The sequence below is a fragment of the Nocardioides humi genome (assembly GCF_006494775.1).
GTDB lineage: Bacteria > Actinomycetota > Actinomycetes > Propionibacteriales > Nocardioidaceae > Nocardioides > Nocardioides humi.
On record NZ_CP041146.1, the window covers coordinates 1,956,590 to 1,969,477 of the forward strand.

Genomic DNA, 12,888 nt, shown 5'->3' on the forward strand with positions numbered 1-12,888 from the left:
CATCCTTCCGTCAGACCGTCGAGGGCGGCACCGAGCCGACGACCATGCCGCCGTCGATCGCGATCTCCGCGCCCGTGACATAGCTCGACTCGTCGGAGGCGAGGAAGACCACGAGATCCGCGATCTCCTCCGGCTGGGCCGCCCGCGCGATCGGCTGCGTCCGGAAGGCGGCCGAGGTGGCCGGGTCGAAGGTGAGCATCGGCGTGTCGACGACGCCGGGATGGATCGAGTTGACGCGGATCCCCGCGCCGCCGAGCTCCAGCGCGGCGGTCTTGCTCAGGCCGCGCAGGCCCCACTTCGACGCGACGTACGCCCCCACCTGGGCGAAGCCCACCAGGCCGGCGTTCGACGACACGTTGATGATCGATCCGCCACGCGTCATGTGGGGAGCGAGCGCCCGCATCCCCAGCCAGCACCCGGTGAGGTTTACGTCCAGCACCCGCTGCCAGTGCGGGAGGTCCTCCTGCAGGAGCGGCGCGTGACGCACGATCCCCGCGTTGTTGACCAGGACCGACGGCGCGCCGAAGCGCTCGGTCAGCGCTGCCGTCGCGGCCGCCCAGGAGTCCTCGTCCGCGACGTCCAGGTGCACGAAGAGCGCGTCGTCGCCGAGCTCCTCCGCCAGCGCCCCGCCCTCGTCGTCGAGGACGTCGGCGATCACCACCTTGGCCCCCTCTCGCACGAAGCGCCGCGCATGCGCGGCGCCCTGGCCCCGGGATGCGCCCGTGACGAGGGCGACCTTCTGGTCGAGTCGCGGCATGGCCACGTCCTTCCTGTTCGTCGAGCACGCCGCCGGAGGGCGCCGCGATCAGCCTTGGTGCAGCCCGCCGTCGATGTTGTACGCCTGGCCGGTGATGCTGCGGGCGGCCGGCGAGGCGAGGAACAGGCACAGCGACGCCACGTCCTCGGGGTCGACGAGACCGCCCTGCGGGTTGGCCAGGCGTGCCGTCGCCTCGGCCTCCGTGCGGCCGCGGGCGACGATCGCGTCGATGGTCTGCCGGACCATGTCGGTGTCGATGTAGTAGGGGCAGACGCAGTTGAAGGTCACCCCGCTCGTCGCGAACTCGGTCGCCAGCGACCGGGTCAGCCCGAGGAGCGCATGCTTCGCCGCCGTATAGGCCGCGACGTACGGGAAGCCCCGCTTCGCGGCGATCGAGGCGATGTTGACGACCGCGCCGGCGCCGGCCTGCAGCATCGCGGGAAGCACGGCCTGGGTGAGCACGAAGGGCGCCTCGACGTCGACCGCCATCGTGCGGCGCCAGTCCGTCAGCGTCGTGTCGAGGAAGGTCGCGGACTCGGCGATGCCCGCGTTGTTGACCAGGGTCGTGACGGCGCCCAGGCTCTCCGCGGTACGACGCACGGCGTCGCGGCACGCATCGGCGTCGGAGACGTCGAAGGCCAGGACCAGCGCCTCCGCCCCTGCCTCCTCGACGGCTCGCGCGGTCTCGGCCAGCGCCTCGACGTCGCGGCCCGCCAGGGCGACGGCCGCGCCGGCCCGAGCGAACCGCAGGGCGGTGGCCCGGCCGACCCCCCTGCTCGCGCCGGTGACCAGGACGACCTGCCCGTCCGCCGCTGCCGACCCAGACCCAGACGACTCAGACATCGACCCTCCGGTGCTCCAGCTCGGGCAGCAGCGCGCGCAGGTCCCGGGGTGAGTTCCAGCCGACGAAGCCCACGGCCCGGCCGTCGACCTCGTAGGCGGCGACGAACCTGCGCTCGGCGACGTCCCCGCGGACGACGCGCACCGCCGCGTCCGCGGGCGTCAGTCCGTACGCCTGGATCTTGTAGGCGTACTGGTCGGTCCAGAAGTACGGGATCGGCTCGAAGGCGACCCGGCCCTCCGGCGGCGCCAGCAGGTTCGCGACCGCCGCCCGGGCCTGCTCGGTCGCGTTCATCCGGTGCTCGAGGCGCAGCGAGCGCCCGTAGCCGAGATGCCGGAACCGGGCGACGTCCCCGACCGCCACGACGTCCTCCGCGGCGAAGCAGAACTCGTCGCACAGCACGCCGTCGTCGAGCCCGATGCCGGATCGCCCCAGCCAGCCGGTCGTGGGCTGGGACCCGATCGCGACGACCACGAGGTCGGCGGCGAGGTGGCTGCCGTCGCTCAGGTCGGCGCCGGTGACCCGGCCGTCGAGCGAGGTCAGGCCGACGATGCCCGTGCCGGTGCGGATCTCCACGCCGTTCGCGGCGTGCACGTCGCGCACGACCTCGCCCATCCAGGCGCCCAGTCCGCGGACCAGCGGCGCATCGAGTACGTCGACCACCACGACCTCGCGGCCGAGCTTGCGCGCGGTCGCGGCGATCTCGGTGCCGAGGAAGCCGGCGCCCACGACCAGCACCCGGCTCGCCGAGGCGAGCCCCTGCGCGATCGCGGCCGCGTCGTCGATCGTCTTCAGCGTGTGGACGCCGTGGAGGTCGTGGCCGAAGGGCAGCCGCCGCGGGGTCACCCCGGTGGCGATCACGAGGTGCCGGTAGCCCAGCTCCTCGCCGGTGGCCAGCGTCAGCCGCCTCGTCGCGGGGTCGAGGGCACGCGCCGTGGTGCGCAGAGACAGGTCGATGTCCTGTGCCCGGTAGTGCTCGTCGGGACGCAGCGCCGCCCGCGCGGCCTCCCACTCCCCCGCCAGCACCTGCTTCGACAGCGGCGGCCGGTCGTACGGCGCGTGGTGCTCGTCGCCGACGAGCGTGATCCGGCCCGCGAACCCGTCCCGGCGCAGGGACTCGGCCGCCGTCAGGCCCGCGGCGCCCGCGCCGACGACCACGACGTCGTGCCCGGACCCGGCGCCGACGGTCACAGCGCGTCCAGGTAGTGGGCGAGGTCCAGGCTCCACTCCCAGGGCGTGTCGAGCGGATAGCCCACCCAGTGCAGGTCGAAGTACTCGATCGTGATGGCGCCCTGGTAGTCGAGCCGCTCGAGCTCGGTCTTGAGGCGCTCGAAGTCCATCACCCCGTCGCCGACGTGCAGCTGCTGCTGCCCGGGCGCGCAGTCGCGGAGCTGGATGATGTCCGCATAGGGCAGCAGCTCGAACGGGTCCTCGTCCTTGTAGACGAGATGACCGACGTCCACGATGAGCCGCAGCCCCGGCACCTCCTCGATGAGCTGCTTGGTGACCTCGTTGGTGGAGCACACCGAGCCGGCCCACGGCTCCACGACGGACTTGGGCGCCCGGCGCAGCTCGGCGACGGTGTGCTCCCACGCGCCGGGCATGTCCGGGGGCGGCACATAGCCCCAGCCGTCCCGCGCCCGCGGCCAGGCCGCGAGCTTGTCGCCGTCGGCCACGACCTCGGACAGCTCACGGTCCGGGTCGCCGGTGTTGACGATCCGGTTGCCGATCGGGACGGCGAGCCTGCTCTCGTCGCCGTCGTCCCAGTACGAGTGCAGGTCCAGGTGCGAGAAGCCCGCCTCCTTGGCGCGGCGCGCCGCCTCGTAGTTGTCGACCCGGGGCTTGAAGCAGACGTCGCCGACGCCCATGGTCCAACGTCCGAAAGTGAGTAGATCGGTCATCGTCATCCTTTACATCGCGACGCCACCGTCGACCGGCAGCACGGTGCCGGTGACGTAGGCAGCCTCATCCGAGGCGAGGAACTGGAAGGCAGCGGACATCTCGCGGGGCTCGGCGAACCTGCCCATCGGCACCGACTCGGTGAGCGCGGCCAGCTTGTCGGCGGGAATCGCCGCCACCATCGCCGTCGAGGCGTTGGGCGACACGGCGTTGACGGTGATCCCGAAGCGCGCGACCTCCTTGGCGGTCGCCTTGGTGAAGCCGATCAGGCCGGCCTTGGCGGCGGCGTAGTTGGCCTGTCCCACCATGCCGTGCATGCCGGTGTAGGAGGTCACGTTGACGACCCTGCCCCATCCCTGCTGCCGCATGCGGGGGATCACGGCACGCGTGAAGTGGAAGGTGCCCGTCAGGTGCACGTCCAGGACCGCCCGCCACTGCGCCGAGGTCATCTTCCAGACCACGACGTCGCGGGTGATCCCGGCGTTGTTCACCATGACGTCGATGCCGCCCGCCCAGGCCTCCGCCTGCGCGACCGCGGAGGTGACGGCGTCCTCGTCCGCCACGTCGACGCCGATCGGCAGCACCGTGTCCTGCGCCGCGGCCGACCAGGAGTCCGTCAGCGCGTCCTCGTCCCGGTCGACGGCCACCACCCGCGCTCCCGCGTCGTGGAACGATCGCGCGACCGCCAGCCCGATGCCCTGCGCCGCGCCGGTGACGGCGACCGTGCGCCCCGAGAAGTCGAAGGACATGCTCATCGAGCCACCGCCAGCCTGCGCTGCTCACGTCGGGCGACGGTACGCCGGTGCACCTCGTCGGGGCCGTCGGCCAGCTGCAGGATGCGGGTGTGCGCGTACGCCCAGGCGAGCCCGAAGTCGTCGGACACACCGCCGCCGCCGTGGACCTGGATGGCGCGGTCGATGACCTCCAGCGCCATCTTCGGGACCGCCACCTTGATCGCGGCGATCTCGGTCGCCGCGGCCCGGTTGCCGTCGCGGTCCATCTTCCACGCCGCGTAGAGCGTGTAGAGGCGCGCCTGGTCGATGTTCATCCGCGCGTTGGCGATCCAGTCCTGGACCTGCCCGCGCTCGGCGACGGGCTGCCCGAAGGTCACGCGTCCCTCGGCGCGGGCGACCATCCGCTCCAGGGCGCGCTCCGCGACGCCGATCGTGCGCATGCAGTGGTGGATCCGGCCGGGTCCCAGCCGGGCCTGGGCGATGGCGAAGCCCCCGCCCTCCTCGCCGAGGAGGTTGCCGACCGGCACCCGGACGTCCTCGAAGGTGATCTCGCAGTGCCCCTCGCGGTCGACGTACCCGAAGACCGGGAGGTTGCGGACCACCGTCACACCGGGCGTGTCGATCGGCACGAGCACCATCGACTGCTGCCGGTGCCGCTCGCCGTCGGGATCGGTCTTGCCCATCACGATCAGGATCCGGCAGCGGGGGTCTGCCGATCCGGAGATCCACCACTTCCGCCCGTTGATCACGTACTCGTCGCCGTCCCGGACGACGGAGCATCCGATATTGGTGGCGTCGGAGGACGCCACCGCCGGCTCGGTCATCGCGAACGCCGACCGGATCTCGCCGCGCAGGAGCGGCCCGAGCCACTGCTCCTTCTGCTCCTCGGTGCCGAACATGGTCAGGATCTCCATGTTCCCGGTGTCGGGGGCCGAGCAGTTGAGGGCCTCCGCGGCGAAGGGCACCCGGCCGGTGATCTCCGCCAGCGGCGCGTAGTCAAGGTTGCTCAGCCCGTCGGTCCACTCGGTCTTGTGCGGGAGGAAGAGGTTCCACAGGCCGCGGGCCCGGGCCTCGGCCTTGAGGTCCTCGAGCACCTGCGGGGTCTCGTGGGGGTCCGGCAGCGCGGCCATCTGCTCCTCGTAGCGAGGCTCCGCCGGGTAGACGTGCTCGTCCATGAAGGCGAGCAGCTCCTTCTGGAGCTGCTGGCAGCGCGGGGAGAACTCGAAGTCCATCTCAGTTCCTTGACTCTCGACGAAGGGCGGACGGGTCGGACGGCCGAGGGCTCACGCCTCGACCGCGCTGACCCAGTCGGCGACGGTGATGACATCCGCTTGACGCGGGAAGAGCTTCTCGACGAGCACGCGGTGGAGCTCCTCGTCGTTGTCCTTGGCGCCGTCGGAGAGCACCGTCAGCGCGTAGTCGCGGTCGGCGGCCTCCCGGACGGTGGACAGGATCACGCCGCTGGTGGAGATGCCGGCGAGGACCAGGTGGGTGATGCCCCGGGAGCGCAGGACGACGTCCAGATCCGTGCCCGAGAAGCAGCTGATCCGGCGCTTGGTCATCACGATGTCGCCCTCGAGAGGGGCGATCCGGGCGTCGATCTGCGTCTCGTCGGAGTCCGCGAGCAGCATGTTGTTGGCGGCCGCCGCCGAGAACCCGCGGTTGCGCGGGCTCACGTCGGGATAGCCCGCGCGGAACCCGACCCGCACGTAGATCACCTGGATGCCCGCCAGGTGGGCGGCTTCGATCGCCGACGCGACGCGTGCCACGTGGCCGTCATCGTCGCCGAAGCTCTTGACGATGCCGTTCTGCACGTCGCCGATGATGAGTGCTGTCGCCTCGGAGGCCGCTGCTGCGTTCATTGAATGGAGATCCTCGATCGTGGTTGTGGTGGGACAGGGGTCCTGCTCAGCCGGCGATGTGGGCGGCCTCGATCCGGTGGTACGTCGGCCCGGCACCGTCCACGGCAGCCCGCGCCTCGTCGCTGAGGTCCCCGTAGACGTCGTACGAGTGAAGCCGCGCGAACGAGTAGAGCTCGCTGCGCAGCGCGGGGTCGACCGCGGCGGCGTGGGCGAGGAAGGATGCCGAGTCGGCGTAGACCTCGACGAAGGTGCCCTGGGACGCCTCCGGGTCGAACGCCGACACGAAGGTCAGCACCCCGCTCTCGCCGGCCGTGTCGGCCACCCACTGCCGCGCGACCCGACCGAAGTCGTCCGCGGCGGCGGGCTCCACGTCGAGCACTACCTTCATCATCAGCGGGCCGTCGGGCATCACATCGTCCTCATAGTTCGGATTAGATTCGCTGACATCGAATCTAGTTGCAAATTTTCTGTATTGCAACCTATTCTGCGAATGCAGGCGCGCCATTTCGGAAGGCATCGCACAAGGCAGGGGGCATGCTCGCTCGTGACGACCGTCGAGGCATCCCCTGGGCGCGGACCCGACGGCGGTCCCTGGCCCTGCAGGCCTCCCTGGCCGTCCCCGGCTTCGCCTTCGCCTGCCTCCAGTCCGTGATGCCTCCCCTGCTGCTCGTCACCGAGCAGCGCTTCGACAGCTCGCCCCATGCGACCGCGTGGGTGTTGACCAGCTTCCTCGTGGTCTCGGCGGCGGCGACGCCGATCGGGGGCCGGCTCGGCAGCCTGCGCGGGAACCGGCGGGTCCTGCTCTGGGGGCTCTCCCTGATGGTCGTCGGACTCTCCCTCTCCGCGGCGGCACCGAACCTGACCGTCATGGTCGTCGGCCGGTGCCTGCAGGGCGCCTCCGCCGTCCTCTTCCCGCTGGTCGTGGTGCTCCTGCGCGAGCATCTGCCGCCCGCCTCGGTCGTCCCGGCCGTCGGGTTCTTCACCGCCAGCATCACCGGCGGCTCCTCGGCCGGCCTGGTGTTCGCCGGCCCGGTCGTGGAGTACCTCGGCTACGCCTGGGTGTTCCTGATACCGCTCGTCCTCACCCTCGTGTCGATGACCGTGCTCGTGCTCGTCGTCCCCGAGACCGCGACGGTCCCCGCGGGCCGGATGGAGTACCGCGGCGCTCTGCTGCTGGTCGCCTGGATCACCGCCATCCTGGTCGCCGCCACCGAGGGCGGCCGCTGGGGCTGGACGTCCCCGGCCACGCTGGCCTGCGGCGCCGCCGCCCTCCCGCTGCTCTGGGTGTGGCTGCGCTCCGAGCGGACCTCGCCGAACCCGGTGATCAGCTGGACCGTCCTGCGGCGCGAGGGCGTGTGGCAGGCGAACCTCACCTCCCTGTTCTTCGGCGCGACCCTGTTCGGCGTCTTCGCCTTCGTGCCCGTCGTGCTCCAGACGCCGGCCGGACCCGGCACCGTCGGGCTGGGCGCCTCGGTGGCGGGGTCGGGCCTGCTGACCCTCCCGATGCCCGTGTGCATGTTCCTGTTCGGCGCCTGCGCCGGCGCCATCATCGACCGGCTCGGTCCCCGGCTCCCGGTGATCGTCGGCGCGGCGTGCCTCGTGCTGGGCTTCGCGCTGCTGGCGCCGCTGCACTCCGAGCCCTGGCACTTCGCCGCCGCCTGCACGGCCTTCGGGATCGGCTTCGGCCTCGTCCAGTCGGCCATGATCGCGCTCGTCATGTCGCTCGTGAGCGGGCACGACACCGGCGCCGCGGTCGGCATGAACACCAACATCAGGATCGTCGGCGGCACGCTCGGGGTGCAGGCGACCCTGGTCGCCCTCAACGCGGGCACCCTCGCCGGCCACCGGAGCGCGAGCGCCTTCTGGGCCGCGCTGGCCCTGCTCCTGGGCACCGCGGCCCTCACCCTGCTCACCAGCCTGCTCCTGCCCCGGCGCGGCCGCGCCCCGGCGCCGGCGCCCACCTCCTGAACCCGAGAAGGACGGACACCCCCCATGACCGAGACCCTCGTCTCTCGTCGCGACCTCGACTTCCTGCTCTTCGAATGGCTCCGGGTCGACGCGCTCCTGGAGCGAGAGCGCTTCGCCGAGCACTCCGTCGCGACCTTCAAGGACGTCCTCGCGCTGAGCGAGCAGATCGCCACGACGCACTTCGCCCCGCACAACCGCAAGGGCGACCTCGAGGAGCCGCGCCTGGTCGACGGCGAGGTGCACCTGCTCCCCGAGATCGCGCCCGCGCTGCGGGCCTACGCCGAGGCGGGGCTCGTCGGCGCGACGATGGACCATGCGGTCGGCGGCTTCCAGCTGCCCCAGACCGTGTTCGACGCGTGCACCGCCTGGTTCTACGCCGCCAACATGTCGACCGCGGCGTACAACCTGCTCACCATCGGCAACGCCAACCTGCTGCTCGCCCACGGCACCCCCGAGCAGGTCGAGACCTTCGTGGTGCCGATGGTCGAGGGGCGGTACTTCGGCACCATGGCGCTCTCCGAGCCGCAGGCCGGGTCGAGCCTGGCCGACATCACCACCCGGGCCGTGCCCCAGGCCGACGGCAGCTACCGGCTGTTCGGCGACAAGATGTGGATCTCCGGCGCCGATCACCGGATGGGCGAGAACATCGTCCACCTGGTCCTGGCCAAGGCGCCGGGCGGCGGCCCGGGCACCCGCGGGATCTCGCTGTTCATCGTGCCCAAGGTGCTGACCGGGGCCGCTGGCGCGCCCGGCGTCCACAACGACGTCGTGGTGACCGGCCTCAACCACAAGATGGGGGCCCGGGGCACGGTCAACACGGTGCTCGCCCTCGGCGACGGCACGCACTCCCCCGGCGGGCAGCCCGGCGCGATCGGCTACCTCGTGGGCGAGGAGCATCGCGGGCTGAGCTACATGTTCCACATGATGAACGAGGCCCGCGTGGGCATCGGGCTCAGCGGCGCGGCTCTCGGCTACACCGGCTACCTGAAGTCCCTGGCCTACGCCCGGTCGCGGCCGCAGGGACGGCCGCTCGGCCAAGGCAACCCGGACAGCCCGCAGGTACCGCTCGTCGAGCACGTCGACGTCCGCCGGATGCTGCTGACCCAGAAGTCGTACGTCGAAGGGGCGCTGGCGCTGGTCCTCTACTGCGGCCGGCTCCTCGACGAGGAGCGCAGCGCGCCGGACCCGGCCGCGCGCGAGCGCGCGGCCGCCCTGCTCGGACTGCTCACCCCGATCGCCAAGAGCTGGCCGGCCCAGTGGTGCCTGCGCGCCAACGAGCTGGCCATCCAGGTGCACGGCGGCGCGGGCTACACCCGCGACTACGACGTCGAGCAGCACTACCGCGACAACCGGCTCAACCCGATCCACGAGGGCACCCACGGCATCCAGGCGCTGGACCTGCTCAACCGCAAGGTGGTGGGTGACGGCGGCGCGGCGCTCGGCCTGCTCGCCGGGCTGGTCGAGGAGACCGCCGCGCGCGCGACGGCGGCGTCCGTCCCGGAGCTGGGCGCCCTGGCCGCCGACCTGACGCGCGACTGGGAGCGGCTCGCCGAGGTCAGCCGGCGGCTCGCGGAGGTGTCCGATCCCGCGGAGAGGTCGGCGAACGCGTCGGTCTACCTGGAGGCGGCCGGTCACCTGGTCGTGGCCTGGATCTGGCTCGAGCAGGCGCTGGCGACCGCCGGGCGCGAGGAGCCCTTCTACCGCGGCAAGCGCGCGGCCGCGGCGCACTTCTTCTCCCACGAGCTCCCGCACGCACGGGCCCAGCTCGAGCTCCTGATGCACAACCGGTCCCCCGCGCTCGCCGTACACGCCGACGAGCTGTGAGCCCGGCGCCGCCCTGCCGACACCCGCAACCCGCAACCCACCGACGAAGGACGAATGACATGAGCACGAAGAGGCCCGAGGAGATCTGGTTCGCGCACTACCTCGCGCGCATCCATGTGGACGGGAGCGACAGTGACGGCGCGTTCGCGCTCACCGAGATGGAGGCGGAGCGGTTCGACGGCCCGATGCACGTGCACGACCGGGAGAGCGAGACGTTCTACGTGCTCGAGGGCAGTCTCACCGTCCACACCGACGAGGTCACGGTGACCCTCGACCCCGGCGACTCCTTCCTCACGCCGCGGGGCACGCCGCACCGCTACGCGGTGACGAGCGACCGGGCACGGTGGCTCATGCTGTCGGCGCCCGCCGGCTTCGAGAACCTGATCCGTGAGGCGGGGGTGCCGGCGCAGTCACCGACGCTGCCCCCGCCCGGCGTGGTGCCGGACGCCGCCGCGAACGAAGGCGTCTCGGCGCGCCACGGCGTGACCTACCTCTGATCCGCGGCCCCGGAGCCGATCAGCGCCTCGACGTCGTCCTCCTCGTAGCCGAGGCCGAGGAGGACCTCGCGGGTGTGCTCGCCGAGGTTGGCCGGCAGCTGCCTGATCGAGCTCGGCGCGTGCGTGAAGCGCACGGGATTGCCGAGGAGCCGGATCCGGCCCTCGGTCGGATGGTCGTGCTCGGTCAACAGCCCGGCCGTCACCAGCGCGGGGTCCTCGACCAGGTCCTGGGTCGTCTGGACCCGGCTGCACGGCACGTCCGCCTCCTCGAGGAGCTTCATCCACTCCTCGGAGGGCTTGGCGGCGATGACGGGGATCATCATCGCGTAGAGCTCGTTGAGGTGGGCCGAACGGGCGTGGACGGTGGCGTACCGCGGATCGTCGAGGAGCTCGGCGCGGTCGATCAGCTGCAGGAAGCTGCGCCACGCCTTGTCGGTGTACGGCGCCACCGTGATCGTGCCGTCGGCGGTCGCGAACGGCTTGCGGTTGGAGGAGACGCTGCGCGGATAGATCGCCGGCGCCAGCGCGGGCACGAAGGACTCCCCGGCCAGGTGGGGGCTGAGGTTGAACGAGGCCATCGAGTCGTACATCCGCACCTCGACCTCGTCGCCCTCACCGGTGACGCTGCGCCGGTAGAGAGCGGCGAGGATGCCGCTGAGCGCGAAGAGCCCACAGGTCAGGTCGGCCAGCGGGAGGCCGACGAAGCTGGGCGTCCCGGTCAGCTCGCCCTGCAGCGCGACCGAGCCGGTCAGCGCCTGGATCACGTCGTCGATCGCCGGCTTGGCGGCGTTCGGGTTGTCCTCGCCGTAGCCCACGACACGGCAGTAGACGAGCTCGGGGTTGATCGCGCGGAGCTCCTCGTAGGTGATGTGCAGCTTGGCGAGCGCGGCCGGCCGGTAGTTGACCACGAAGACGTCGGCCCACTCCACCAGGCGGCGCAGCGCCTCCTGCGCCTCGGCCTGCTTGAGGTCGAGGACGACGCTGCGCTTGTTGCGGTTGAAGATCAGGAAGTTCGAGGACATGTCGGGGTTCCGCTGCGACCCGACCGAGCGGGTCAGGTCGCCGACGGGGCTCTCGACCTTGATGACGTCGGCGCCCATGTCACCCAGGAACTGCGTGGCATAAGGCCCCACGATCACCCGGGTCAGGTCGAGGACCTTCACCCCCGCCAGCGGCCCCTGCCGCTGCTCGCCCGCCGCCGTCGTGTCGTCGGCGGTCATCACCGGCCACCGCCCGAGGTGACCTGGGTGAGCGCCGGGTCGACGCCCTCGTTGCGCTTGGCCAGGGCCGCGGTCATGCCGCTGTCGCGCAGGGTTCCGTGGAAGTCGCCGCCACGGCTGCCCTCCGCGTGGGCGTTGAGGTTGTTGCCGATGCCGATCATGCCGTGCAGGCCCATGATCTCGTACATCCGGTGGATGCCCTCCTTGTAGGCGCTGATGGTCTCCAGCCGTAGGCCCGACGCGGCCTCCGCCCAGCGGCTCACCTCGTCGGGGAGCGCGTCCTGGCTGACGACCCGCTGCACCAGGCTCAGCTGGTGCGCCGTCTCGGCGTCGAACCAGCCGCCCATCAGCAGCAACTGCTTGAGGACCCGCATCGGGAGCTGGAAGGAGTAGACGGCCAGCGGGTGGTTCTGGCTGCCCATCCGCGCCTGCTCCCAGCTGAACCGGGTGCCCTCGGCCGCGATGATGAAGTCGAACGGCGCCAGCATCCGCTGGGCGTAGGGCCCCACGAAGCCGTGGACACCGGCGATGAGCGTCTTGTGGAAGTACCACGAGCGCGGCAGGGACGGCTCGTGCATCGCCGGCGGCGGCCACAGCCGCTTGCTCGCGCCGTGCCGGCGGTGCGGCCGCTCGAGGATCTCGACCGGGCCGGCGTCGTCGGGCTCGGCCTCGGCGGACTCGTCCTCGAAGGTCGCCGCGAACTCCTTCATGTCCGCCCCGGCCGAGAAGACCGGCCCCCTGCCCTGCAGCGTGACCACCTTGATGCTGTCGTCGCCGGCAGCGAGCTCGAGCACGTCGTCCCACTCGTCCTCGACGGCGGTGGACAGGGCGTTGCGCGCCTCGGGACGGTTGAGCCAGCACTCGAGCACCGGCCCGCGCTTGACCACCTGGATGAACTCGAACTGCGTCATGGAAGATCCCTCACTCATCGCCTGGTCGAACGGTTGTGAACTGCTGGGCGGCACCGTAGGCCGCGAGTATCTCGTCGAGCTCCGGGGTGCTCTCCCCGTAGACCTCGAGGGCCTTCACCCGGACCACCTTCATGTAGTCGGCGGCGAACGGGTTGCTCCTACTGTGCGCCAGCCAGGAGGCGACGTCGGCGTAGGTCGCCAGCTGCACCAGCGTGTTGCCCTCCGGGTCGGCATAGATGTCGTAGCCGATCGTCCCGGGCAGGGTCCGGGCGAACTCGACCTGCGCGGCCGCGATCGACGTCGCCTCCGCCCAGCGGCCGGGCTCGACCTCCACCACCGACCGACACTGCAGTGTCGCCATGACTCACTCCTCCG

At 71.5% G+C, this 12,888-nt stretch carries 14 protein-coding genes; 3 read left to right on the plus strand and 11 right to left on the minus strand.

The features are described 5' to 3' along the window. Positions 1-10: 10 nt before the first annotated feature. The 8 genes from FIV44_RS09690 to FIV44_RS09725 are packed head-to-tail and all read right to left on the minus strand — an operon-like array spanning position 11 to position 6,502. On the minus strand, positions 11-757 hold the full coding sequence (locus FIV44_RS09690) for a glucose 1-dehydrogenase (protein ID WP_141004258.1): 747 nt from the start codon (positions 755-757) through the stop codon (positions 11-13). Between the two features lie 48 nt (positions 758-805). Beyond that, entirely contained in the window at positions 806-1,600 is a 795-nt protein-coding gene (locus tag FIV44_RS09695; RefSeq protein ID WP_141004259.1) for an SDR family NAD(P)-dependent oxidoreductase, read from the minus strand. Then, positions 1,593-2,789 (minus strand): NAD(P)/FAD-dependent oxidoreductase, encoded by a 1,197-nt coding sequence (locus tag FIV44_RS09700; protein WP_141004260.1) that lies wholly within the window; start codon positions 2,787-2,789, stop codon positions 1,593-1,595. Before FIV44_RS09700 ends, FIV44_RS09695 begins: the two co-directional genes overlap by 8 nt. Further along, a complete protein-coding gene (locus FIV44_RS09705; protein WP_141004261.1) occupies positions 2,786-3,466 on the minus strand; it encodes a sugar phosphate isomerase/epimerase family protein in 681 nt (226 codons plus the stop codon). The genes FIV44_RS09700 and FIV44_RS09705 overlap by 4 nt, the downstream gene beginning before the upstream one ends. Before the next feature lie 42 nt (positions 3,467-3,508). After that, a complete protein-coding gene (gene fabG, locus FIV44_RS09710; RefSeq protein WP_141004262.1) occupies positions 3,509-4,252 on the minus strand; it encodes a 3-oxoacyl-ACP reductase FabG in 744 nt (247 codons plus the stop codon). Further along, positions 4,249-5,463: an acyl-CoA dehydrogenase family protein gene (locus tag FIV44_RS09715; RefSeq protein WP_141004263.1), complete on the minus strand. Its 1,215-nt coding sequence runs from the start codon at positions 5,461-5,463 to the stop codon at positions 4,249-4,251. The genes fabG and FIV44_RS09715 overlap by 4 nt, the downstream gene beginning before the upstream one ends. A gap of 51 nt (positions 5,464-5,514) precedes the next feature. Next, the gene (locus tag FIV44_RS09720; RefSeq protein ID WP_141004264.1) at positions 5,515-6,093 is read right to left on the minus strand and encodes a cysteine hydrolase family protein; all 579 of its coding nucleotides are present in this window, start codon (positions 6,091-6,093) and stop codon (positions 5,515-5,517) included. A 46-nt stretch (positions 6,094-6,139) separates the two neighbouring features. Continuing rightward, positions 6,140-6,502, minus strand: coding sequence for an antibiotic biosynthesis monooxygenase (locus tag FIV44_RS09725; RefSeq protein ID WP_141004265.1), 363 nt, complete (start codon positions 6,500-6,502; stop codon positions 6,140-6,142). A gap of 125 nt (positions 6,503-6,627) precedes the next feature. Here FIV44_RS09725 and FIV44_RS09730 point away from each other — a divergent pair, with 125 nt between their 5' ends. The 3 genes from FIV44_RS09730 to FIV44_RS09740 are packed head-to-tail and all read left to right on the plus strand — an operon-like array spanning position 6,628 to position 10,382. Next, a complete protein-coding gene (locus FIV44_RS09730) occupies positions 6,628-8,061 on the plus strand; it encodes an MFS transporter (protein ID WP_141004266.1) in 1,434 nt (477 codons plus the stop codon). Between the two features lie 24 nt (positions 8,062-8,085). Then, a complete protein-coding gene (locus FIV44_RS09735; protein WP_141004267.1) occupies positions 8,086-9,885 on the plus strand; it encodes an acyl-CoA dehydrogenase in 1,800 nt (599 codons plus the stop codon). Positions 9,886-9,944: 59 nt separating this feature from the next. Next, a complete protein-coding gene (locus FIV44_RS09740) occupies positions 9,945-10,382 on the plus strand; it encodes a cupin domain-containing protein (RefSeq protein ID WP_141004268.1) in 438 nt (145 codons plus the stop codon). Here the strand turns inward: FIV44_RS09740 and FIV44_RS09745 are convergent. From FIV44_RS09745 to FIV44_RS09755, 3 genes are read right to left on the minus strand one after another with little or no spacing between them, the layout of a single operon-like run. Continuing rightward, positions 10,373-11,602, minus strand: coding sequence for a CaiB/BaiF CoA transferase family protein (locus tag FIV44_RS09745; protein ID WP_141004269.1), 1,230 nt, complete (start codon positions 11,600-11,602; stop codon positions 10,373-10,375). The genes FIV44_RS09740 and FIV44_RS09745 overlap by 10 nt on opposite strands. After that, positions 11,602-12,513: an enoyl-CoA hydratase/isomerase family protein gene (locus tag FIV44_RS09750; RefSeq protein WP_181411077.1), complete on the minus strand. Its 912-nt coding sequence runs from the start codon at positions 12,511-12,513 to the stop codon at positions 11,602-11,604. Before FIV44_RS09750 ends, FIV44_RS09745 begins: the two co-directional genes overlap by 1 nt. A gap of 10 nt (positions 12,514-12,523) precedes the next feature. Next, positions 12,524-12,874 (minus strand): putative quinol monooxygenase, encoded by a 351-nt coding sequence (locus FIV44_RS09755; RefSeq protein WP_141004271.1) that lies wholly within the window; start codon positions 12,872-12,874, stop codon positions 12,524-12,526. Between the last annotated feature and the right edge of the window lie 14 nt (positions 12,875-12,888).